The 20,811-nt window shown below is 70.7% G+C and carries 21 protein-coding genes and 1 tRNA gene; 13 read left to right on the forward strand and 9 right to left on the reverse strand.

From position 1 onward, the window contains the following. Positions 1 to 5: 5 nt before the first annotated feature. From ACTMMA_RS03335 to ACTMMA_RS03345, 3 genes are read right to left on the reverse strand one after another with little or no spacing between them, the layout of a single operon-like run. Complete coding sequence (locus ACTMMA_RS03335) at positions 6 to 224, reverse strand: hypothetical protein (RefSeq protein WP_441188676.1); 219 nt, start codon at positions 222 to 224, stop codon at positions 6 to 8. Continuing rightward, positions 221 to 1,273 carry a hypothetical protein gene (locus tag ACTMMA_RS03340; protein WP_441188677.1) on the reverse strand — a complete coding sequence of 351 codons (1,053 nt, stop codon included), beginning with the start codon at positions 1,271 to 1,273 and terminating at the stop codon, positions 221 to 223. Before ACTMMA_RS03340 ends, ACTMMA_RS03335 begins: the two co-directional genes overlap by 4 nt. After that, the gene (locus ACTMMA_RS03345; protein ID WP_441188678.1) at positions 1,270 to 1,806 is read right to left on the reverse strand and encodes a SigE family RNA polymerase sigma factor; all 537 of its coding nucleotides are present in this window, start codon (positions 1,804 to 1,806) and stop codon (positions 1,270 to 1,272) included. The genes ACTMMA_RS03340 and ACTMMA_RS03345 overlap by 4 nt, the downstream gene beginning before the upstream one ends. Positions 1,807 to 1,881: 75 nt before the next feature. On the opposite strand from ACTMMA_RS03345, the gene metH reads away from it, so the two are divergent. The 8 genes from metH (at position 1,882) to ACTMMA_RS03385 (ending at position 11,466) form a co-directional block, all read left to right on the forward strand. After that, entirely contained in the window at positions 1,882 to 5,658 is a 3,777-nt protein-coding gene (gene metH / locus ACTMMA_RS03350) for a methionine synthase (protein ID WP_441188679.1), read from the forward strand. Further along, positions 5,655 to 6,428: a methylenetetrahydrofolate reductase gene (locus tag ACTMMA_RS03355; protein WP_441188680.1), complete on the forward strand. Its 774-nt coding sequence runs from the start codon at positions 5,655 to 5,657 to the stop codon at positions 6,426 to 6,428. The genes metH and ACTMMA_RS03355 overlap by 4 nt, the downstream gene beginning before the upstream one ends. 209 nt (positions 6,429 to 6,637) lie before the next feature. Then, positions 6,638 to 7,522: a formate transporter FocA gene (gene focA / locus ACTMMA_RS03360; protein WP_441188681.1), complete on the forward strand. Its 885-nt coding sequence runs from the start codon at positions 6,638 to 6,640 to the stop codon at positions 7,520 to 7,522. Between the two features lie 52 nt (positions 7,523 to 7,574). Continuing rightward, positions 7,575 to 8,945 carry a hypothetical protein gene (locus tag ACTMMA_RS03365; RefSeq protein WP_441188682.1) on the forward strand — a complete coding sequence of 457 codons (1,371 nt, stop codon included), beginning with the start codon at positions 7,575 to 7,577 and terminating at the stop codon, positions 8,943 to 8,945. A gap of 167 nt (positions 8,946 to 9,112) precedes the next feature. After that, positions 9,113 to 9,871, forward strand: coding sequence for a class I SAM-dependent methyltransferase (locus tag ACTMMA_RS03370; protein WP_441188683.1), 759 nt, complete (start codon positions 9,113 to 9,115; stop codon positions 9,869 to 9,871). Positions 9,872 to 9,986: 115 nt separating this feature from the next. Further along, positions 9,987 to 10,289, forward strand: coding sequence for an ArsR/SmtB family transcription factor (locus ACTMMA_RS03375; protein ID WP_441188684.1), 303 nt, complete (start codon positions 9,987 to 9,989; stop codon positions 10,287 to 10,289). After that, positions 10,286 to 11,161 carry an SRPBCC family protein gene (locus tag ACTMMA_RS03380; RefSeq protein ID WP_441188685.1) on the forward strand — a complete coding sequence of 292 codons (876 nt, stop codon included), beginning with the start codon at positions 10,286 to 10,288 and terminating at the stop codon, positions 11,159 to 11,161. The genes ACTMMA_RS03375 and ACTMMA_RS03380 overlap by 4 nt, the downstream gene beginning before the upstream one ends. Positions 11,162 to 11,238: 77 nt before the next feature. Further along, positions 11,239 to 11,466, forward strand: a complete 228-nt coding sequence (locus tag ACTMMA_RS03385) for a hypothetical protein (protein ID WP_441188686.1) — start codon at positions 11,239 to 11,241, stop codon at positions 11,464 to 11,466. A 6-nt stretch (positions 11,467 to 11,472) separates the two neighbouring features. On the opposite strand, the gene ACTMMA_RS03390 is transcribed toward ACTMMA_RS03385, so the two are convergent. Further along, positions 11,473 to 14,085, reverse strand: a complete 2,613-nt coding sequence (locus tag ACTMMA_RS03390; RefSeq protein WP_441188687.1) for a DEAD/DEAH box helicase — start codon at positions 14,083 to 14,085, stop codon at positions 11,473 to 11,475. A 131-nt stretch (positions 14,086 to 14,216) separates the two neighbouring features. Here ACTMMA_RS03390 and ACTMMA_RS03395 point away from each other — a divergent pair, with 131 nt between their 5' ends. From ACTMMA_RS03395 to ACTMMA_RS03405, 3 genes are all read left to right on the forward strand, one after another. Next, complete coding sequence (locus tag ACTMMA_RS03395; RefSeq protein WP_441188688.1) at positions 14,217 to 14,636, forward strand: aromatic ring-opening dioxygenase LigA; 420 nt, start codon at positions 14,217 to 14,219, stop codon at positions 14,634 to 14,636. A gap of 80 nt (positions 14,637 to 14,716) precedes the next feature. Beyond that, entirely contained in the window at positions 14,717 to 15,121 is a 405-nt protein-coding gene (locus ACTMMA_RS03400; protein ID WP_441188689.1) for a pilus assembly protein CpaE, read from the forward strand. A gap of 38 nt (positions 15,122 to 15,159) precedes the next feature. Beyond that, a complete protein-coding gene (locus ACTMMA_RS03405; protein ID WP_441188690.1) occupies positions 15,160 to 15,903 on the forward strand; it encodes a DUF1648 domain-containing protein in 744 nt (247 codons plus the stop codon). Positions 15,904 to 15,908: 5 nt separating this feature from the next. On the opposite strand, the gene ACTMMA_RS03410 is transcribed toward ACTMMA_RS03405, so the two are convergent. The 3 genes from ACTMMA_RS03410 to ACTMMA_RS03420 are packed head-to-tail and all read right to left on the reverse strand — an operon-like array spanning position 15,909 to position 18,243. Further along, positions 15,909 to 16,250 carry a hypothetical protein gene (locus ACTMMA_RS03410; RefSeq protein ID WP_441188691.1) on the reverse strand — a complete coding sequence of 114 codons (342 nt, stop codon included), beginning with the start codon at positions 16,248 to 16,250 and terminating at the stop codon, positions 15,909 to 15,911. Next, a complete protein-coding gene (locus tag ACTMMA_RS03415) occupies positions 16,247 to 16,771 on the reverse strand; it encodes a cysteine hydrolase family protein (RefSeq protein WP_441188692.1) in 525 nt (174 codons plus the stop codon). Before ACTMMA_RS03415 ends, ACTMMA_RS03410 begins: the two co-directional genes overlap by 4 nt. Then, entirely contained in the window at positions 16,768 to 18,243 is a 1,476-nt protein-coding gene (locus tag ACTMMA_RS03420) for a purine-cytosine permease family protein (protein WP_441188693.1), read from the reverse strand. Before ACTMMA_RS03420 ends, ACTMMA_RS03415 begins: the two co-directional genes overlap by 4 nt. A gap of 89 nt (positions 18,244 to 18,332) precedes the next feature. Between ACTMMA_RS03420 and ACTMMA_RS03425 the strand changes: the two genes are divergently transcribed. Next, a complete protein-coding gene (locus tag ACTMMA_RS03425) occupies positions 18,333 to 18,623 on the forward strand; it encodes a hypothetical protein (RefSeq protein ID WP_441188694.1) in 291 nt (96 codons plus the stop codon). A 61-nt stretch (positions 18,624 to 18,684) separates the two neighbouring features. On the opposite strand, the gene ACTMMA_RS03430 is transcribed toward ACTMMA_RS03425, so the two are convergent. Further along, positions 18,685 to 20,307 carry an SLC13 family permease gene (locus ACTMMA_RS03430; RefSeq protein ID WP_441188695.1) on the reverse strand — a complete coding sequence of 541 codons (1,623 nt, stop codon included), beginning with the start codon at positions 20,305 to 20,307 and terminating at the stop codon, positions 18,685 to 18,687. 83 nt (positions 20,308 to 20,390) lie between these two features. Between ACTMMA_RS03430 and ACTMMA_RS03435 the strand changes: the two genes are divergently transcribed. Continuing rightward, a tRNA-Lys gene (locus ACTMMA_RS03435) sits at positions 20,391 to 20,463 on the forward strand. Positions 20,464 to 20,544: 81 nt separating this feature from the next. Here the strand turns inward: ACTMMA_RS03435 and ACTMMA_RS03440 are convergent. Then, positions 20,545 to 20,802, reverse strand: a complete 258-nt coding sequence (locus ACTMMA_RS03440; protein WP_441188696.1) for a tyrosine-type recombinase/integrase — start codon at positions 20,800 to 20,802, stop codon at positions 20,545 to 20,547. Positions 20,803 to 20,811: the final 9 nt, after the last annotated feature.

Genomic DNA, 20,811 nt, shown 5'->3' on the forward strand with positions numbered 1-20,811 from the left:
CAGGCTCAGGTGGTCCGGCTCCATTCGGCGAGGAACCAGCCCAGCAGCACCAGCAGCGTGGCCGCGGCGACCAGCCCGGCCAGGAGCAGCTCCCGGCGGGACCCGCGTCGCACCGCCCGCTCCTGCGCGGCGGCCCCCACGGCCGCCGGGTCGATCCCGTGGTCGGGCGACCGGAGGACTCTGCGCAGCAGGTCCTCCAGCGCCCGCACGACGCTCGCGTTCATCGTCCCGCTCCGGCCCGGGCGGGGTCGAGATGGGCCAGGTTGGCGGCCGTCTGCTCGGCGATCTGCCCGGCGGCCTCCAGGGCCCGCTCGTAGGAGGCGTCGTTGACCGCCACGCCGACGAGATAGTCACTCTGACGGACCAGCGCCCCCGCCGTGCTCCCGGCGGGCGTGCCCTGCCTGCCGACGAGCAGGTAGTCCTCGTCACCGTCGTGCCCCGCCCAGGGCAGCGGCTCGGGGGCGCGGTGGACGAAGGTCGGCTCGTCGGTGCCGTCGGCGGCCGGCTCCAGGTCGCCGAAGGACGAGGCGTAGTCCGAGCGGCCACCCTCGCGGAAGGCCGCCATGGCGTCGGCCCCCGAGTCCCAGGCCGTGATCACGATGGAGACGGTCGGCTGGTCGATGGCGTTGGTGCCGTCGAAGTAGAACCACTCCGTCGCGCTGTGCGGCTCGGTGCGGACGTCCTTGACCTCGTCGCCCGTCGCGAGCATGAAGTCCATCAGGGGGACCTTCCTGGGGTAGTCCGAGCGGTACTGCGGGGCGCCCAGGTCGTCCAGGAACGGGATCCCGGTCGGACGGGCGTCGGGGATCTCGATCTCATTGGCGTAGACGCTCCCCCCGGGGTCGCCCGGGTCCAGCGGCGCCGGTGGGGCCACCTGCTGGTAGGGCGGCAGGCTCGGGTCGGCCGCGCTGTCGTCGGTCGTCCCTTGCTCCGGTGCCCCGGTGGCCTCGACGGTTTCCCGGACCGTGTCGTCGGCCGTGCGGTCAGCCGTGTCGCCAGCCGTGTCGTCGGGCACCTCCGCGGTGGAGGTGGCGGTGGTGCCGGCCATGTCCGGCGCCTCCAGGCCGCTCCCGCCCAGGCCCTTGCCGATCGCCCAGCCGGAGGCGACGAGGGTGGGGACCAGGATCGCGGCGGTCACGCCCTGCGTGACGGCGCGGCGGCGACGGATGCGGCGGGCCCGGGTCTTGGTCCCGGCCACGAGCGCGTCGTAGTCGAAGTCGGTCTCCTCGATCGACCCCAGTGCGGCGCGCAGCTCCTTGTCGAACTCGCTCATGGCTGGACCTCCTCTCCGAGCTCGCTGGGCACCAGGGCCCGCAGCTTGTGCAGTGCGGTGTGGGCGGCGCTGCGGACGGCCTGCTCGGAGCAGCCCAGCGCCTGGGCGATCTCCCGGTCGGGGAGATCCTCGTAGTAGCGCAGCGCGATCACGGCGCGCTGGCGCTCGGGCAGGCCTCGGACCAGGCCGAGGACGTGCTCGCGTTCGGCGATCCGGTGCTCGGCGGAGGCCGAGGCCGGGGCCGACCAGTCGGCGGTGACCGCCTCGTGGGAGATCACCTCGGAGGCGGCCTTCTTGCGCTTGCGGCTCAGCAGGGTGTTGACCATGGTGCGCCGCACGTAGGCGTCGATGTTCTCGGCCTCCGAGACCCGCGCCCACTTGGTCAGGACCAGCGCCAGGGTGTCCTGGACGAGATCCTCGGCGTCGGCCTTCTGGCCGGTCATGGCATAGGCCAGCCCGACCAGACGCGGCATCGCGGCGGCCACGTAGGCCTCCGCCTCGCTCTGCTGCGCGGCCCGACCGAAGAGCCTCACGCGAGCTTCCTCCTGCTCATAGGACCTAGACGCGATGGGGTGGCGGCAATGTTGCACGCCTCGGGCACCTACAGTATGTCCGTGCCCCCTGCTCACACCCAGACCGAAGCATCGACGTCTCGACACCCCCTGAGGGCCGAGGCAGATCGAAGAATCCTCGTCCTTGACGGCGGTTATGGGTCGATGCTTCAGCAGGTCGAGCTGACCGAGGAAGACTTCCACGGGACCGGTGCGCAGTGGGCGGAGCACGCGTCCACCGCGCTCAAGGGCAACTTCGACCTGCTGGGCCTGACCCGCCCGGAGGTCGTCGAGTCGGTGCACCGCGCCTATGCCGACGCGGGGGCCGTCATCCTGACCACCAACACCTTCTCGGCCACCTCGATCGCCCAGGCCGACTACGGCACCCAGGGTCTCGTCCGGGAGATGAACGTCGCCGCGGCGCAGACCGCCCGCCGCGCCGCCGACGCGGCCGCCGAGGCGGACGGGCGCCGCCGCTGGGTGGCCGGCTCGATGGGCCCGACCAACCGCACCGCCTCCCTCTCCCCCGACGTCGAGCGCCCGGAGTTCCGCGCCGTCACCTACGACCAGCTCCGCCAGGCCTACGCCGAGCAGGCCGCCTCGCTGCTCGAGGGCGGCGTGGACCTGCTCATGGTCGAGACCGTCTTCGACACCCTCAACGCCAAGGCGGCGCTGCACGCCATCGCCGACGTCCAGGCCGCGCGCGTGGCCGCCGGCGACGCGGACGGACCCGTCCCGGTCATGGTCTCGGGCACGATCACCGACGCCTCGGGCCGCACCCTCTCCGGCCAGACGCCGGAGGCCTTCGCCGTCTCCACCGAGCACGTCGACCTGCTCTCCCTGGGCCTGAACTGCGCCCTGGGCGCCGAGGCCATGCGCCCGCACCTGCGCGAGATCTCCCGCGCCACCGGCGCCCTGACCTCGATCCACCCCAACGCCGGGCTGCCCAACGCCTTCGGCGGCTACGACGACACCCCCGAGGAGATGGCCCAGGTCCTGGGGTCGATGGCCGCGGAGGGCCTGATCAACATCGTCGGCGGCTGCTGCGGCACCACCCCCGACCACATCCGGGCCATCGCCGAGGCCGTGGCACAGGCCGACCCGCGGGACCCGGAGCAGGAGAAGGCGCCGCGCGCCCCATACCTGAGGACCTCGGGTCTGGAGGCGTTCACCATCACCCCCGAGGTCAACTTCGTCAACGTCGGCGAGCGCACGAACATCACGGGGAGCCCGAAGTTCGCCCGCCACGTGCGGGAGGGCGACTGGGACGCCGCCGTGGCGATCGCGCGGCAGCAGGTCGAGGCCGGCGCGCAGTTGATCGACGTCAACGTCGACGAGGGCATGCTCGACGGCCCCTCGACGATGACCCACTTCCTCAACCTGCTCGCCGGCGAGCCCGACGTGGCGCGGGTGCCGGTGATGATCGACTCCTCCCGCTGGGAGGTGCTCGAGGCCGGGCTGCGCTGCATCCAGGGCAAGGGCGTGGTCAACTCGATCTCGCTCAAGGACGGCGAGGCCGAGATGCTGCGGCGGGCCGCGACCATCCGGAGGTACGGCGCCGCCGTGGTGGTGATGGCCTTCGACGAGACCGGGCAGGCCGACACCTACGAGCGACGGATCGAGGTGTGCGAGCGGGCCTTCCGGCTGCTCACCGAGCCCAGCGAGGCGCTGCCGGACCCCTTCCCGGCGCACGACATCATCTTCGACCCCAACATCCTCACCGTCGCCACCGGGATGAGCGAGCACGACCGCTACGCGCTGGACTTCATCGAGGCGACCCGCTGGATCAAGGAGAACCTGCCCGGCGCGCTCGTCTCCGGCGGCGTCTCCAACGTCTCCTTCTCCTTCCGCGGCAACAACGTCGTGCGTGAGGCGATGCACAGCGTCTTCCTCTTCCACGCGATCCGGGCCGGGCTGGACATGGGGATCGTCAACGCCGGCATGCTCGGGGTCTACGAGGAGATCGAGCCGGGGCTGCGGGAGGCCGTGGAGGACGTGATCCTGGCCCGGCGCGAGGACGCCACGGAGCGGCTCATCACGCTGGCCGAGCAGATCAAGGCGGAGCTGGAGGGCGCCGACGGGGCGGGCGGCGTGGGCGCGATGTCGGCGGCCGCCGCGGCCAAGCTCGCCTGGCGCGACGCGGACGTCACCGAGCGGCTGCGGCACGCCCTGGTGCACGGCATCGACACCTACGCGGTGGAGGACGCCGAGGAGGCCTACCAGCTGCTCGGCTCGCCCCTGGCCGTCATCGAGGGCCCGCTCATGGCCGGGATGGACGTCGTCGGCGACCTCTTCGGCGCGGGCAAGATGTTCCTCCCGCAGGTCGTGAAGTCGGCGCGCGTCATGAAGAAGGCCGTCGCCCACCTCACCCCCTATCTCGAGGCGCAGGCGCTGGAGACCGGCGGGCGCAGCAAGGGCCGGATCATCATGGCCACGGTCAAGGGCGACGTCCACGACATCGGCAAGAACATCGTCGGGGTGGTGCTGGGCTGCAACGGCTACGAGGTGCACGACCTCGGGGTGATGGTGCCCGCCGAGACGATCCTGGCCACCGCCGACGAGCTCGGCGCCGACGTCATCGGCGTCTCCGGCCTCATCACGCCGAGCCTGGACGAGATGGTCTCGCTGGCCACCGAGATGCAGCGCCGGGGCCTGACCACCCCGCTGCTCGTGGGCGGGGCGACCACCTCGGCCGCGCACACCGCGGTCAAGATCGACCCGGCCTACGAGGGCACCGTCGTGCACGTCACCGACGCCTCCCGCGCGGTCGGTGTGATGGCCGACGCGATCCACCACGAGGAGAAGCTGCGCGAGCGCGTCGCCGGGGAGTACGCCTCCCTCCGCGAGCGCCACGGCGCCAAGGACGTGCGGGTCGTGCCGCTGGCGGAGGCGCGGGCCAGCACCCGTGCGGTCACCGGCCCCGTGCCCGTGACGCCGGGACTGGTCGGCACGCGGGTCCTGGAGCCCTCGCTCGCCGAGCTGGCGCAGATCGTGGACTGGACCCCCTTCTTCACCGCCTGGGAGCTGCGCGGCTCCTATCCCCGCATCCTGGAGGACCCGAAGATCGGCGAGCAGGCCCGCGCCACCTGGGAGGACGGCCAGCGGTGGCTGCGGCGGATCCTGGACGAGGGCCTCCTGCACGCCCGCGGCGTCGTCGGTCTCTGGCCGGCGCACCGCTCTGAGGGCGGGGACGACATCGTTCTGGACGTCGCCGGGGAGGCCGTGGTGCTCCATACCCTCCGGCAGCAGCGGGAGCGGGCCCAGGGAGGGTATGCGGCGCTCGCGGACTTCGTCGCGCCCGCCGGCCCGGACGGGCCGCGGGACCACGTCGGGGCCTTCGCCGTGTCGATCCACGGCGCCGAGGAGCTGGCGCGGCGGCTGCGGGACGAGGAGCACGACGACTACGGCGCGATCATGGTGCAGGTGCTGGCCGACCGGCTGGCCGAGGCCTTCGCCGAGTGGCTGCACCGGGAGGTGCGGACCTCGCCGGAGCTGTGGGGCTACGCGCCGGAGGAGGACCTGGACGTGGCCGATCTGATCAAGGAGCGCTACGACGGGATCCGGCCCGCGCCGGGCTACCCGGCCCAGCCCGACCACACCGAGAAGACCACCCTGTGGCGGCTGCTCGACGCGCAGGAGCAGGCCGGGATGGTGCTCACCGAGCACGGCGCGATGTCGCCGAACAGCGCGGTGTCGGGGCTGCTCATCGGGCACCCGGAGGCCAGATACTTCGCCGTCGGCCGGATCGGGACCGACCAGGCGCAGGACTACGCAGATCGCAAGGGCTGGACGCTGGAGGAGGCGCAGCGATGGTTGGGACCGGTGCTCCGATGAACGGGCACACCTCACGCATCTCGGTGGAGCTGGTGCCCCGGAGCGCGGAGTCGGTGGCCGCGGAGATGGCCGAGGTGGACGCGCACCTGCCGTGGGTGGACACCATCAACGTGCCCGACCTGCTCAAGTTCGACCTCCGCAGCTGGGACGCCTGTGGCCTGGTGCGCCAGGCACCCAGGGCGACGGGCACCCCATACCCCGCGATCCCGCACATCCGCGCGGCGGACGTGGACCCGGACGCGCCGCTGGCGATGGGCGAGGAGCTGGACCAGCACGGGATCACCGAGGTGCTCGTGGTCTCCGGCGACGACGCGGACTACTTCACCCACCACACCTACCCGGTGGACGCCGTCGACGTCATCCGTCGGTTCCGGGCCGAGCTGCCGCACATCACGGTGTACGCGGGCCTCGACCCCTACCGGCAGGGCATCGCCCAGGAGCTGCGCTATCTGGAGCGCAAGCTGTCCGCGGGCGCGGCCGGGATCTTCACCCAGCCCTTCTTCGACACCTCGCTGATGGCGGCCTGGGCGCGCGTCCTGCCCGAGGGGATGCCGGTGTGGTGGGGCGCGACGACGGTGACCAGCCAGGGGGCGATCGGCTACTGGCGGCGCCGCAACCTGGTGGCCTTCCCGACCGACTTCGCGCCGACCCTGGAGTGGCAGCGCGACTTCGCGCGGCGGGCGATCGAGTTCGCGCGCGAGCGGGAGCAGCACGTCTACCTGATGCCGGTGCGGGCGTCGGTGGCCGACTACCTGTCGGGGGTGCTCTGAGGGCGAGGGCTCGGGGGAACGGGACCTCGAGCGCTGCTCGGGGGACGGGACCTCGTCGGCGGCGCGTGAGGAAGACCACACGGGCGGGATAATTTAGAGGGCTTTCATCCCATAAACTAGGCAGGGAGGTGACACCCCGCCACCTCCGCGTGGCCGGGTCGGCCGGCCACACCCCATACCCACCCCTTCTTCGTCCCAGCGAGGGCCCCATGTCAGAGTCGAGCTCGATCCTCTCCCCCGCCCAGATGGCCCGCGCGGCCGAGGACGCCGCCTTCGCCAAGGCGACCGGGCGCCCGATGAAGTCCTTCCTGCTTGGCCTGACCGCCGGCGGCTACATCGCGCTGGGCTTCATCTTCTTCGTCACCTCCCAGGTCGGCGCGGCCGAGCTGCCGTGGGGCGTGGCCAAGGTCCTGGGCGGCGTCGTCTTCGCCACCGGGCTGGCGCTGGTCGTGCTGACCGGCGCCGAGCTGTTCACCTCCTCCACGCTGACGCTGACCGCGCGCGCCAGCGGCCGGATCACCTGGGGCCAGCTGCTGCTGAACTGGCTGGTCGTCTACGTCGCCAACTTCCTGGGAGCGCTGACGATGGTGGCGCTGGTCTTCCTCGGCGGCACCTGGCACAACGCCGAGGGGGGCTGGGGCGCGGTGGTCCTCAGCACCGCTTCCTACAAGCTCGACCACACCTTCCTCGAGGCCTTCGTGCTCGGCATCCTGTGCAACCTGATGGTCTGCCTGGCGATCTGGGCCGCCTACTCGGGCCGGACCACGACCGACAAGGTGATGGCCGTCACGATGCCGATCGCCCTCTTCGTCGCCTCCGGGTTCGAGCACTCGGTGGCCAACATGTTCATGATCCCGCTGGGCATCCTCATCAAGGGCAGCGCCGGCGGGGAGTTCTGGAGCCAGACCGGCCTGGACCAGGCGGCCTTCGCCGACCTGACCTGGGTCAACTTCTTCGTCGACAACCTGCTGCCGGTGACGTTGGGCAACATCGTCGGCGGTGGTGTGATGATCGGCGTCCTCTACTGGACGATCTTCCACTTCCTCGACACCCCCAAGGACGGCGCGAAGGGCGCCCCGGCCGCGAAGTCCTGAGCCAGGAGGCGCTGGGGCGCAGGCTGTCGGTAGCTCCTGTCACGATGGGCGCATGAGGGCAGGACAGCGGCCGGTGGCCGGCGAGGGGGACGGACGGTCCCGACGGGCGGTGGTGCTCATCCACGGGATCGGCGAGCAGCGACCGACCGGCACCCTGCGCGGTTTCGTCGACGGACTGGGCCTGCAGCCCGCGTGGAGCAAGCCGGACCGGATCAGCGACAACCTGGAGCTGCGGCGGATGTCTGTCTACCGACGCGGGGAGGCACCGACGGATCTCTACGAGCTCTACTGGGCCCACCACGCCCCGGAGTCCTCCCCGACCCAGGTCCTCTCGTGGGCGGCGCGCCTGCTCTCAAGGCGTCGGGTGTGGCGTGGCTCACCGGTCGCGCCACTCCTCACCCTGGTGGCGCTGCTGGCCGGGCTCGCGCTGGCCGCCGCGGTGACGATCGCGGTGGTGACGACCTGGCAGGGCGGGGTGCGGGCCTGGCTGTCCTCGCCCCCGTTCTGGGTGTCCTTGGCGGTGGCCCTGCTGCAGCCTGCGGTGCGCCACCTGCTGACCCGGCGGATCGCCGACGCCGAGCGCTACCTGACGCCCGACCCACCCAACATCGCTGCGCGCAACGCGATCCGGGCCGAGGGTGTGGAGCTGCTGTGCCGCCTCCACGATGCCGGGATCTACGACCAGGTGGTCGTCGTCGGGCACTCGCTGGGGTCGGTGATCGGCTACGACATGCTGCGGCTGTTCTGGGACGAGGCGCGGCACCCAACCTTCGAGAAGGCCGGGCCGCAGCCGGAGGCCGAGAGCTTCGCCGTGGACTTCGCCAACCCGCTGGGCCTGCACAAGGGCGAGGTCGAGATCTTCCAGTCCCGGCAGCACCGGCTGTGGCGTGAGCAGCGGGCCCGGGGCGTGCCGTGGCTGGTCACCGACTTCATCACCCTGGGCTCGCCCCTGACGCACGGGCCGCTGATCCTGGACACCCCGGACGCGTCCCTGACCCGGCGTCAGGACGACCTGGAGCTCCCCGTCTGCCCGCCGATGCCGTCGTTGGACCCGGCCGAGGTCGACGACGACCGCGACGCGGCCTTCTACCGGGCGGTCCTGCGCAAGGGCGGGCAGGAGCGGGAGGCCCTGGTCGGCAACCACGGCGCCCTGTTCGGACCGACGCGGTGGACCAACCTCTACTTCCCGGTGCGGATGGTGCTGGGCGGCGACCCGGTGGGCGGGCAGCTCGCCGGGGTCTTCGGGACCGGCATCCGGGACGTCGCGGTCCACCACTCCGGCCGGCTGCGCCCGTGGTGGCGGCGACTGATCCCCCTCCGCGCCCACACCGCATACTGGGCGCCCCTGGACCGGCCGGCACGACAGCGGCCGGGGACGGCCGAGGCCGTCCCCACCCTCCGCCACCTCCTCGGCCTCGACTGATTCCCCTCTGCGACCGGGCGCACCCTGTGGTTGCCCCCACCCCGACCGGGCGCGTCCTGTGGTTGCTCCCACCCCGACCGGGCGCGTCCTGTGGTTGATCTCAGAGCGGGCGACCCCGAGCTCAAAGCCCTTGCAGGCCCTCCGAGACCTCTGGTTCGGTGGTCGACATGGATGCTGCAGACTTCTACACCGATCTCGTGGTGGACGCCTACGCACTCCTCAAGGGGGAGACCTTCGACGCCGACCGCTATGCCGACTTCGTCCGGAGCAGCGGGGAGCCTGCCCTGGAGGTCGGCTGCGGTGACGGCCATCCGCTGCTCGAGCTCCGTCGCCGGGGACTCGACGTCGACGGGCTCGACTCCTCGGCCGACATGCTCGATCGCGCCCAGGAGCAGGCTGAGACCCAAGGCATCGAGGTGTCCCTTCACCATGCTCGGATGGAGCAGATGGACCTCCCCCGGCGTTACCGCTCGATCTATCTGGCGGGGCCGACCTTCAACCTGCTGCCTGATGACGAGGTAGCACTCGGGGCGCTGAAGGCGTTCCGCCGACACCTGGAGGATGACGGAAGGGTGCTCGTCCCGCTGTGGGTGCCCGAGCCGACGCCGCCCGAGCAGCTGGGGGCACCCCGTGAGGTCGTGACCGACGAGGGCGACCGACTGCGCTACACGGCCGTCTCCGAGGAGCTGGATCACAAGGAGCGCACCCGGACCACGCATGTCCGATACGAGCGCATCAGCCCCGGTGGCGAATCGGAGGCTGTCGAGCGTGAATGGATCATCCACTGGCAGACTCGAGCCTCGCTGCAGGCCATGTGCACTGAGGCTGGACTGACGGTCGCCGATGTCCGCGACGAGGTCGGCACCCCGGACGAGCCTGGTCACCAGTCAACAGTCGTCCTGGCGCGTGCCGACGGCGCCTCCTAGAGCATCATTCGACGCCCCCGGTCGGGCTGGGAGCAACCACACGACGCGCCCGGTCGGGCTGGGGGCTTGACGCCGAGCCAGATCCTCCTCCATAGTTATCCATATGGTTAACCATGTGGATGTGTTCGCGGCTCTCGGGGATCCCAACCGCGCCGCCATGGTGGGCCAGCTGTCCAGGCGTGACCGGTCGATCTCCGAGCTGGCCACGCACGTCTCGATCAGCCTGCCTGCGACCCTCAAGCACGTGAAGGTGCTCGAGGGGGCAGGACTGGTGACCCGCACCAAGAGCGGTCGCACCGTCACGGTCGCCCTGCGCCCCGAGGCCCTCGCCGACAGCGAGGCCTGGCTGCACCGCACCCGCACCTTCTGGCAGTCCCAGCTCGACAACCTTGCCGCCAGTTTCGAGGAGAAGTCATGAGCACCAGCATCGACATCACTGAGCTCGTCGTCACCCAGCAGGTCCCTGCCCCCGTCGATCAGGTCTGGGCGGCCTGGACCAGCGCGGAGGGCTGGGCCACCTGGTGGTGGCCGCAGTGGGAGGACACGGAGTATGCCGTTGACGCTCGCCCTGGTGGGACCTACCTGGCCCGCAGCATGGAGGGTGACGCCGGCGTCACCGGCGAGTTCACTCTCCTTGAGGCACCGCACACCCTGGAGATGACCTGGCGCTGGGACGGCGAGGACGCCGAGGACGTCGTCCGGGTCGAGCTGACCGAGGCCGACGGTGGCACGCTGGTCACCGTCCGACACCGCACCGGCACCGACGGGGTGGAGAACTACCGGATGGGCTGGGAGTTCGTGCTCAGCAACCTGGTCTCGACCGGCCCGGCGTCGACCAGCCCGGCCGGTCCGGCCGTCGCCGTCCGCGACCGGGTGGCGACCCTGGCGGGACCGACCCTGCGCATCGAGCAGCTCGTCGACGCCTCGGCGGGGTCCGTCTTCGACGCCTGGCTCGACCCGCAACGACTGGCGACGTGGTGGTGGCCGGACAACCCTGACACGACCTTCGAGGTCGACCCGCGGGAGGGCGGGCGATTCGCGATCCGGTCCGCGAGCCTGGGGCTGGGCGCGACCGGCACCTATCTCGTCCTCCACCGCCCTCACATTCTGGCCATGACCTGGGCATGGGAGTCGGACCGTGGAGTCGGGCCCGAGGACGTGGTCGAGGTCGAGTTCACAGAGGTCGGCGACGCTCAGACCCTGGTCCTGCTGGCCCACCACATGGCCGAGCCGACCGATGACCTGAGCAACCCCGAGCACGGCTGGCGCGAGGTGCTCGGCAACCTGTAGGCGCGGCCTCGCCGAGTTGTCCACAAGAACCGACGTCGACCGTCCCTGCCATCGGCAAAGACACCTACAGTGGGTTCATGACGGCCACCGATCTCGAGCGCAAGGTGCGGCAGCTGGATAACGACGTGTCGTCGATCTACACGATGATCGCCGACATCCAGAACACCCAGCGCCGCCACACCAACCGGTTCAACGAGCTGACCTCCGACGTCGCCGCCCTGGGCGGCCGGATGGACTCCCTGGAGTCCAAGGTCGACTCCCTGGAGGCCAAGGTCGACCAGGTCCTCGATCTGCTGCAGCGCTGACCCAGCTCAGAGGCGGCGGAAGGCGCGGGCCAGCAGGACCGGCTCACCAACGAGGTCTGAGGCGTCGAGGTCGCACTCGGCCTCGATCACCCAGTCCTTGTCGCCGGCGGGGTCGAGCACGGTCTGGACCACGCTCCATACCCTCCCGGGCCGTCCGTCGGTGATCGCCGACTGCTCACCCGGCATCGGCTCGACGCGCAGCATCGCCGGACCGCGGGCGTCGCCGTCCATGACGACATACTCGTGCTCGTCGTAGAAGGCGCCGATCGCGTCGTACCACTCATCGGGCGACATCAACGGCTCGACCGCCGGCTCCGGCAGGGCCGCCACCGCCTTCTCCAGCTCACCGAGCGCCTCCCAGGCGTCGTCGGCGACCAGCTCGACCCGGCGCCAGGCGGCGTTGCGCACCATCACCCCGAAGGCCCGCTCGTTGCTCGTGATCGGCCGCGACGGCGGCGCGACCTCGCCCGAGGCCTCACGCGCCGCGGCGGCCGCGACCAGCTCGGGGTCGGTCAGCGCCTCCCACTCCTCCAGCAGCGAGGAGTCGGTCTGCCGGATCGTCTCCCCCAGCCAGTGGATGACGTCGTCCAGCTCCTCGGTCACCGCTTCGGCGGGCAGGGTCTGGCGCAGCGTGCGGTAGCAGTCGGTGAGGTAGCGCAGCAGCACACCCTCGGACCGCGCCAGCTGGTAGTAGCCGACGAACTCGGTGAAGCTCATCGCCCGCTCCCACATGTCGCGCACGACCGACTTCGGCGACAGCGCGTCCTCGCGCACCCACGGCTGGGTCTGCCGGTAGATCGTCAGCGTGCCCTCGAGCAGCTCGGCCAGCGGCCGCGGCCAGGTGACGTCCTCCAGCAGCGCCATCCGCTCGTCATACTCGATGCCGTCGGCCTTCATCTGCGCGACGGCCTCACCCTTGGCCTTGTAACGCTGGGCGAAGAGCACCGCGTTGGGGTCGTCGAGGACGGCCTCGATGACGGACAGGACGTCCAGCGGGTATGCTGCATCCTCCTTGTCGAACAGGTCCAGGGCCGCGAGGGCGAAGGGGGCGAGGGGCTGGTTGAGCGCGAAGTTCTCCGCCACCCCCTCGGCGAGGTCGACGGTGCGACCGCCCGGGCCGGGCGGGTCGAGGCGGACCAGCACGCCGGAGTCGAGCATCGAGCGGCCCAGCACGATGGCCTTGCGCTTAAGTCGTGCCTGCGAGCGCGGGTCCTCGTGGCTGTCGCGGATGAGGCGGGAGAGGTTGCGGACGGGGTCGCCCGCGCGAGCCACGGTGTTGAGGATGACCGAGTGGTCGATCTTCATCCGGGAGACGAGCGGCTCGGGCTCGGAGCCGACGAGCTTGGCATAGGTCTCCTCGGTCCAGGAGACGAAGCCTTCCGGCGGCTTGCGCTTCTGGACCTTCTTGAGCTTCTTGGGGTCCTCCCCCGCCTTGGCCACGGCCCGGGCGTTGTCGATGACGTGCTCGGGGGCCTGGACCACGACATACCCCTCGGTGTCATAGCCCGCCCGGCCTGCCCGTCCGGCGATCTGGTGGAACTCGCGGGCCCGCAGGATCCGCTGCCGCGACCCGTCGAACTTGGCCAGCCCGGTGAAGAGCACGGTGCGGATCGGCACGTTGATGCCCACGCCGAGGGTGTCGGTGCCGCAGATGACCTTGAGCAGGCCGTCCTGGGCGAGCTGCTCGACGAGGCGGCGGTAGCGGGGCAGCATCCCGGCGTGGTGGACCCCGACGCCGTGGCGGACGAGCTTGGACAGGGTCCGGCCGAAGCCGGCGGTGAACCGGAAGGCGCCGATCTTGTCGCGGACCGCCTCCTTCTCCTCCTTGGTGAGCAGGGTCGTGGAGAGCAGGGACTGCGCCCGCTCGAGCGCGTCCTTCTGGGTGAAGTGGACGACGTAGACCGGTGCCTGGCGCCCCTCGAGCAGCTCGGTGATGGTGTCGGGGACGTGGGTGAGCGCGAGCTCGTCGGCGTAGTGCAGGGGCACGGGGCGCACGGCCCCGGTGACGGTCGCCGTCTCCCTGCCGGTGCGCTCGGACAGGTCCTCGGTGATCGCGCCGACGTCGCCGAGGGTTGCCGACATGAGAAGGAACTGTGCCTGCGGCAGGGTGAGCAGTGGCACCTGCCACGCCCAGCCGCGGTCGGGCTCGGCGTAGTAGTGGAACTCGTCCATGACGACGACGCCGATGTCGGCACCCTCCCCCTCGCGCAGGGAGATGTTGGCCAGGACCTCGGCGGTGCAGACCACGATCGGGGCGTCGGCGTTGACGGCCGCGTCGCCGGTGAGCATGCCGACGTTCTCGGCGCCGAAGGTGCGGCACAGGTCGAAGAACTTCTCGCTCACCAGCGCCTTGATCGGCGCGGTGTAGAAGGCGACCCGGTCGGTGGCCAGGGCGTGGAAGAGCGCGGCGGTGGCCACGAGGGACTTGCCGCTGCCGGTCGGGGTCGCGAGCACCACGTTGCTGTCGGCCAGCAGGTGCAGCAGCGCCTCCTCCTGGTGCGTGTAGAGCGCACGCCCCTCCCCCTCGGTCCACTCCGCGAAGGTCTCGTAGAGCGCGTCGGGGTCGCTGGCGGCCGCCCCGGGCGGGATCCGGTCGGTGAGGGTCTGGTCGGCAGGCATCCACGCCATTGTCCGGTATGCCGTTCCCGTCCACATTCGGGACCTAGGTCCTGCTTCTAGAGTCGTTCTCCGACGACCTGTAGTCGTATCCTTGACCAGTCAACCACCCCTGTAGAAAGGCTCGTCCCGCCATGCGCACCCCCCGCCTCATGGGCACCCTGCTCGCGATCCTCGGTCTCATCTTCGTCATCGCCGGTGGCGCCACCTACGTGATGGTCAGCCAGGAGCTGTCCCGCGCCAACGTCACCGTCGCCGACGACGCCGACTTCCTGGCCGGCGACCACGTGAACGGCCCCTTCTCCGCCTACTCCCAGGCGCAGATCATCGACAAGCACGCCCTGGAGTCCACCGGCGGCAAGACCTACGCCGAGCTGGACCGTGAGGACCCGCTGCGCAATGTCGCGATGAACGCCTCCTTCCTGCGCTCCTCGCTCTTCACCTCCGTCGTCGCCTTCGGTGTCGCCACCATGGCCATGGGTGTCGGCGTCGCGCTGATCCTGGCCGGCATCGGCTTGCGCGCGGTCGGCGTGGAGCGCCGCGTGACCGCCTGAACCACCTGCTCCACCCGAAGGGCCGGCCTCCCCTGGGCCGGCCCTTCGTCGTCCCCGGCGACGGTCCGCATACTGGACCCATGCTCTCCACCTCGCTGGCCCGCGACCTGCTCGACGCCGGCCTGATCTGGAGCCCGCTGCCCGGGGACCGCTTCGTCGTGGACCGGTCGGGGCTGGAGGCGGAGGTCTACCACCTGGCCGATATGACCGTTGAGGTGCACGAGTTCGTCGGCGGGTCGGTCATCGGGTTCAACGGGGTCGCCGAGTGGGCGCTGGACTCGGTCGCCCTCGAGGAGACGCTGTGGCTGCCGCGGGAGGACCAGCTGCGGGCCGTGCTCGGCCACGACTTCGTCGGGCTCGGGCTGCAGGCTGAGGGGTATGCCGTGGTCGCGCTGGTCGACGGCGCGCCGCAGACCTTCACCCACCGGGATGCCGAGGAGGCCTACGGCCTGGCCACCCTGGCGGTCCTGCGGAGCCGGTCGTGACGGGGAAGCCGAGGAGGGCCGGCAGCCGTCGCACCCCCATGAGCGAGGAACTGCTTGCCCGCGGCCGGGCCCGGACCTGGATCCCGTTCGGCCTCGCCCTGCTTGTCCTGGTGGGGACCTTCGTGCACGGCGCCATGATCTACGGCTCCCTCCCCGACCAGGTGCCGCTGCACTGGGGCGCGGACGGGCAGCCGACGCGCTTCGGCGAGAAGTCTGTCGGCAACGTCTTCCTGGGACCGCTGCTGACCCTGGCCTCGCTGCCGGTGACCGTCGGCCTCGCCGCAGCCCTGCCCATGATGATGTTCGACTCGAGCCGGCCGGTCAGCGACTGGACCAGGCTGCGCTCGGAGGGCGCGATGCGCGGGACGCGGTCGGGGATCGGCTGGCTGATGGTCCTCATCCTGGCCTCGGTCTGGGCCATGTCGGCCCAGGGCTGGCACTCCCCCGACCAGTTCTCCGGGGCCTGGCCCATGGTGGCGCTCTTCGTCGGGATGGTCCCGGCGATGGTCCTGCCCTACCTGGGCTGGCGGCGCTGGGCCCGGCGCACAGCCGCCGAGCACGGGGTCGGCCCCACCGAGGAGGAGGCGGCCGAGGACAAGCTCTGGCTGCCCCTGGGCCTCTACAACAACCCCGACGACCCGCGGGTCTTCCCCCCGAAACGGGAGGGCCACGGGATGGGGACCACGGTCAACCTCGCGACCACCGGCGGCCGGATCTTCGCGGCGCTGATGGTCCTGGTGATCCTCGTGCCGCTCGTCATCATCCTGGTCAACGCGCTCTGACCCTCCTAGGTGAGGCGCACGTCGGTGATCTCCTCCGGCGGCGGGAAGCTGCCCACCGCCTCGTCCTCCCAGGGCGCCAGCTCCAGGCAGCTCAGGTGACCGCCGTCGACGAAGAGCAGGATCGTGCCGGTCTCGTGCGAGCTCATGAGGACCTCGCGCGGTCCGTCGTCACGGCCCTCGGCCGGGGAGAGGTCGATGGTGGGGCAGAGCCCGCACCCGCAGGTGCCGGAGACCATCGCCGTGGCGACCTCCGCGCGCGCCGGGTGGCCGGCCGGCAGTGCCTCGGCCATCCGCGCGAGGACAGCGGCCTCACGCTCGGTGAGCGGCCGCATACCCTCCCCGCTCATCGCCGGACGCTGATCTGCGGCGCGTAGAGCTCCATGGCCGCGAGCGCCCGCTCGTGCGCCTCGTCCGAGGAGCCGGCGCAGGCAGCGGCGACGACCTCCACGAAGCACCCGGCGTCGGCGGCGGCCAGCGCGGTGGACAGGACGCAGCAGTCGGTGGCCACGCCGGCCAGCGTCAGGCGCGCGTCGGGCCCGACGACGTCCCGGAGCCGCTCGCCCCACTTGCCGAAGGTCGGCTCGGAGACGGTATGCGGCAGCTGCAGCTCGGCGATCTCGTCCACTAGGTCGAAGATCGCGTCGTGCGGCGACCGGTCGGCGAAGGGGAAGGTCTCGAAGTAGGGCTGCCACGAGCCGTGCTTGACCGGCGGCGGCACCCAGCGGGTCTGGACGACGCGGCCCGCGTGCTCCTCGACGAGCTCCCGGATCGGGTCGACGGTCTCGGCGAAGCGCGGCGCGCACCACTCGCTCTGGGGGTCGGCGAAGATCCGCTGCGCGTCGATGACGATCAGCCAGGGGGCGGTCACGGCTGCCCGCTCTCCTGGCGTCGCACGATGCTCCGGCCGAGGAGCAGCCAGCCGAAGAAGCCGATCGCCAGGGAGATCAGGACGCCGAGGTTGGCCCAGGCCCAGGTGCCTTCCTTGCCGCCCAGGCCCAGCGGCCCGAGCAGGTAGCCCTGCCAGTTGTTCCACGGCGCGGCCTCGGCGAAGGTGTTGATGACCAGGCCCCAGCCGACGACAGCGCCGACGAGCATGAGGGCGATGGCCGTCCAGTTCCAGTTGCCGTAGCGGCCGCGGGCGTCGAACAGCGCGTGCTCGTCGTAGTCCTTGCGCCGCAGGGCCACGTCGGCCATGAGGATGCCGGCCCAGGCGGCGATCGGCACACCGAGGGTGATGAGGAAGCTCTGGAACGGGCCGAGGAAGGACTCGGCGAAGAAGACCACCCAGATGGTGCCGAGGGTCAGGATGGTGCCGTCGATCGCGGCGGCGGCGGGGCGGGGGATGTTGATGCCCAGCGACAGCAGGGTCAGGCCGGAGGAGTAGATGCCCAGGACCGCACCGCTGACCAGCGCCAGGACGGCGGCGAGCAGGAAGGGCACGAGGAACCAGATCGGCAGGATCGTGGCCAGCGTGCCGATCGGGTCGTTGACGATCCCCTCCTCCAGCGCGGGGTCGGAGCCGATGAGCAGGAGGCCGTAGATCACCAGGATGGTCGGGGCGAGCGCGCCACCGAGGGTGTTCCAGAAGACGATCTTGGCGTTGGAGGCGTCGCGGCGCTGGTAGCGCGACCAGTCGGCGGCGATGTTGATCCAGCCGAAGCCGAAGCCGGTCATGAGCATGACGAGAGCGCCGATGACCGCGGTGGCGGGGCCGGTCTCGCGGGACATGACGGCCTCGAGGTCGACCCGGTTGAGCGTCATCGCGATGTAGGCGATGGTGGCGGCGCCGGTGAGCCAGGTCAGCACCGACTGCAGGCGCATGATCGTGTGGTAGCCGGCGACCGAGGCGAGCACGATGAGCGCGGCGATGACGGCGGTGGCCAGCACCTTGGTCGTGGTGCCGCTGGCCCAGCCGAGCTGGTCGAAGACGGTGGCGGTGGCCAGCACGGCCATGATCGCCAGGAAGGTCTCCCAGCCCATCGAGATCAGCCAGGAGAAGATGCCGGGCACCTTCTGGCCGTTGACGCCGAACGCCGCGCGCGAGAGCACCATCGTCGGGGCCGAGCCGCGCTTGCCGGCGATCGCGATGATCCCGCAGGCCATGAAGGACAGGACGACGCCGATGATCGTGACGATCAGTGCTTGGACGAAGCTGATACCGAAGCCGAAGACGTAGGACCCGTAGGAGATCCCGAAGACCGAGACGTTGGCCGCGAACCACGGCCAGAACAGGTCGGAGGGCTTGGCGGTGCGTTCGGACTCATCGATGATGTCGATGCCGTTGGTCTCGACCAGCGTGCGTTCGCTGGCGGACAGGCGCGTCGTTGCGGTCTCGCTCATGGGAGGAACTCTCCCACACCCCCAGTGTTCACCCGCCCTTCAGCCGCACCGAGGTGCCGGGCACGGCATACCCACCTATTTTGGCCGGTATGACGTCACGCACCCACCGACCGAGCACCGCCGTCTCCGCGCTCGCCTTCATGGCCGGGCTGGGCGCCGCCGCCGTCCCTGCGCAGGCTGCGCCGGAGGGGAAGGGCGCACCGGACCACGACGTCCGGTTCGCGACCTTCAACGCCTCCCTCAACAGGTTCAACGCCGGCGAACTCACCCGCGACCTGTCCACCGGGGACAACGTCCAGGCGCAGAACGTCGCCGAGACGATCCAGCGCACCGACGCCGACGTGATCCTCGTCAACGAGTTCGACTACGCACGCCGCTGAGGCGAGGTATGCCGAGGGGCCGGGTCCGCGCGGACCCGGCCCCTCGGCATACCTGATGGTGCTAGTAGACGATGTTGAAGACCGCCGTCGCGATGAGCATGGTCGTTCCCGTCACCAGGAAGATGCCGATGATGTTGAGCCACAGGCCGGCCTTGACCATCTGCGGGATGGTCACGTAGCCCGAGCCGTAGGCGATCGCGTTGGGCGGGGTGGCCACCGGGAGCATGAACGCGCAGGTGGCGGCCAGGGCGACCGGGATGGCCAGCAGCATCGGGTCGATGCCGATGCCGCCCGCGATGCCGCCGGCGACCGGCAGGAAGGTCGCGGCCGTCGCCGTGTTGCTCGTCAGCTCGGTGAGGAACAGGATGCCCGCGGCGAAGATCGCCACGATGAGCACGACGGGCAGACCACCGATGCCGGAGGTGACCTCACCGATCCACTCGGTCAGGCCCGAGGAGCCGAACTGCGCCGACAGGGCCAGGCCGCCACCGAAGAGGAGCAGCACGCCCCAGGGCAGCTCGACGGCACTCTCCCAGTCGAGCAGGCGGACGCCCCGGTTGGCTCCGGCTGGGAGCAGGAAGAGCAGGAGCCCGGCGAGGATCGCGATGCCGGCGTCGGAGATCGGGGTGTTGTCCGGCCAGACGAGCGGCACGCTCACCCAGGCGATCGCGGCGAGGATGAAGATGATCAGGACGCGGATCTCGCCCTGGGACATCGGGCCGAGCTTGCGGATCTCGCGGCCCATGAGCTCGCGGCCGCCGGGGATCTCGCTGATCTCGGGCTTGTAGAGCACCTTGGTCAGCAGGAACCAGCAGATGATGAGGAAGACGATGGCGATCGGCATCTCGACGAGCATCCACTGGCCGAAGCCGATCTGGATGTCGTGGTTCTCGGCGAGGTAGCCGACGAGGAGAGTGTTGGGCGGGGTGCCGATGATCGTGCCGAGCGAGCCGATGGAGGCGGCGTAGGCGATGCCCAGCATGAGCGCGGTGCCGAAGTTGGAGCGGACCACGGCGGCCTTGGCCTCGTCGCTGTCGGCGGCCACGTCGCCCTCGAGCTCGGGGGCGTCCATCTCGGTGCCGAGCTTGGCCACGAGCATGAGGACGGAGACACCGATCGGCAGCATCATCACGGCGGTCGCGGTGTTGGAGACCCACATCGACAGGAAGCCGGTGGCGATCATGAAGCCGGCGATGACCATGGCGGGGTTGGTGCCCATCGCCGAGACGGTGAGCAGCGCGATGCGGCGGTGCAGGTTCCACCGCTGCATGGCCAGGGCGAGCAGGAAGCCGCCCATGAACAGGAAGATGATGTTGTTGCCGTAGTTGGCGCCGACCTCGTTGACGCTGGAGTCCCCCAGCACCGGGAAGACCACGAGCGGCACGAGCGCGGTGGCCGGGATCGGCAGCGCCTCGGTCATCCACCAGACGGCCATCAGGACCGCGGTGGCCGCCGTCAGCTTGGCCGCGTGAGGGACGTCGCCCGGCATGAGGACATAGACGAGCAGGCCGGCGAGCAAGCCGCCGATCAGGCCGGCGAGGCGGAACTTGACGGTCTTCGGCTCGAGCTCCGGTGCGCGCTCGCCGGGTGACTTCTGGTCGATCTCCTCCCCTCGACGCGGGTCGGGCGACAGATCGCGGAGGTGGTCACCGGGCACCGGGATGCCGGGAGGTTGCTGTCCCATGTCGTTCCTCTTCGTCGGGGAGTCGGCGTGGACAACCTATCGCGCAGGTACCCTGACGGAGTTGACCGGCGTCCCGCCGGCGCGGGCCTCTAGCTCAATGGTTAGAGCTGCGGACTTTTAATCCGTAGGTTGTGGGTTCGAGTCCCACGGGGCCCACCTTCAGATCGTCGCAGGTCAAACGGTGTTTCGTCCCGCTGGGGGATGTCTCACAGCAGCCGAGCCGGGTTCCGTAGGCCGTCACAGCCGGCTGTTCAGGTAGCCGTCGAGTTTCGCGGCCGCGCCGTCGAGCGCGTCGGGCAGCAGGTGGGTGTAGAGGTTCAGCGTCGTCGCCGGCGTGCTGTGACCCAGGATGCGCTGCACCTCCACCGGCGTCGCACCCGCCTGGATAAGCAGGCTCGCGCAGGTATGGCGCAGGTCGTGGAACCGGATGCCGCCGCCCATGCTCGTGACGGCTTCGCTCCACCCGGACCACCGCTTCCAGTTCGAGGCTCGCAACCTGTCCCC

Source organism: Ornithinimicrobium panacihumi, from assembly GCF_052073805.1.
Classification (GTDB): Bacteria; Actinomycetota; Actinomycetes; order Actinomycetales; family Dermatophilaceae; genus Ornithinicoccus; species Ornithinicoccus panacihumi.

Bases quoted from the DNA above. Each gene is read 5' to 3' on its own strand.
- ACTMMA_RS03365 (WP_441188682.1), top strand. From the start codon at position 7,575: ATGAGGGCAGGACAGCGGCCGGTGGCCGGCGAGGGGGACGGACGGTCC.
- ACTMMA_RS03400 (WP_441188689.1), top strand. From the start codon at position 14,717: ATGCTCTCCACCTCGCTGGCCCGCGACCTGCTCGACGCCGGCCTGATC.
- ACTMMA_RS03430 (WP_441188695.1), bottom strand. From the start codon at position 20,307: ATGGGACAGCAACCTCCCGGCATCCCGGTGCCCGGTGACCACCTCCGC.
- ACTMMA_RS03380 (WP_441188685.1), top strand. From the start codon at position 10,286: ATGAGCACCAGCATCGACATCACTGAGCTCGTCGTCACCCAGCAGGTC.
- ACTMMA_RS03410 (WP_441188691.1), bottom strand. From the start codon at position 16,250: ATGAGCGGGGAGGGTATGCGGCCGCTCACCGAGCGTGAGGCCGCTGTC.
- ACTMMA_RS03395 (WP_441188688.1), top strand. From the start codon at position 14,217: ATGCGCACCCCCCGCCTCATGGGCACCCTGCTCGCGATCCTCGGTCTC.
- ACTMMA_RS03355 (WP_441188680.1), top strand. From the start codon at position 5,655: ATGAACGGGCACACCTCACGCATCTCGGTGGAGCTGGTGCCCCGGAGC.
- metH (WP_441188679.1), top strand. From the start codon at position 1,882: ATGTCCGTGCCCCCTGCTCACACCCAGACCGAAGCATCGACGTCTCGA.
- ACTMMA_RS03405 (WP_441188690.1), top strand. From the start codon at position 15,160: ATGAGCGAGGAACTGCTTGCCCGCGGCCGGGCCCGGACCTGGATCCCG.
- ACTMMA_RS03340 (WP_441188677.1), bottom strand. From the start codon at position 1,273: ATGAGCGAGTTCGACAAGGAGCTGCGCGCCGCACTGGGGTCGATCGAG.
- ACTMMA_RS03335 (WP_441188676.1), bottom strand. From the start codon at position 224: ATGAACGCGAGCGTCGTGCGGGCGCTGGAGGACCTGCTGCGCAGAGTC.
- ACTMMA_RS03370 (WP_441188683.1), top strand. From the start codon at position 9,113: ATGGATGCTGCAGACTTCTACACCGATCTCGTGGTGGACGCCTACGCA.
- ACTMMA_RS03425 (WP_441188694.1), top strand. From the start codon at position 18,333: ATGACGTCACGCACCCACCGACCGAGCACCGCCGTCTCCGCGCTCGCC.
- focA (WP_441188681.1), top strand. From the start codon at position 6,638: ATGTCAGAGTCGAGCTCGATCCTCTCCCCCGCCCAGATGGCCCGCGCG.
- ACTMMA_RS03385 (WP_441188686.1), top strand. From the start codon at position 11,239: ATGACGGCCACCGATCTCGAGCGCAAGGTGCGGCAGCTGGATAACGAC.
- ACTMMA_RS03420 (WP_441188693.1), bottom strand. From the start codon at position 18,243: ATGAGCGAGACCGCAACGACGCGCCTGTCCGCCAGCGAACGCACGCTG.
- ACTMMA_RS03390 (WP_441188687.1), bottom strand. From the start codon at position 14,085: ATGCCTGCCGACCAGACCCTCACCGACCGGATCCCGCCCGGGGCGGCC.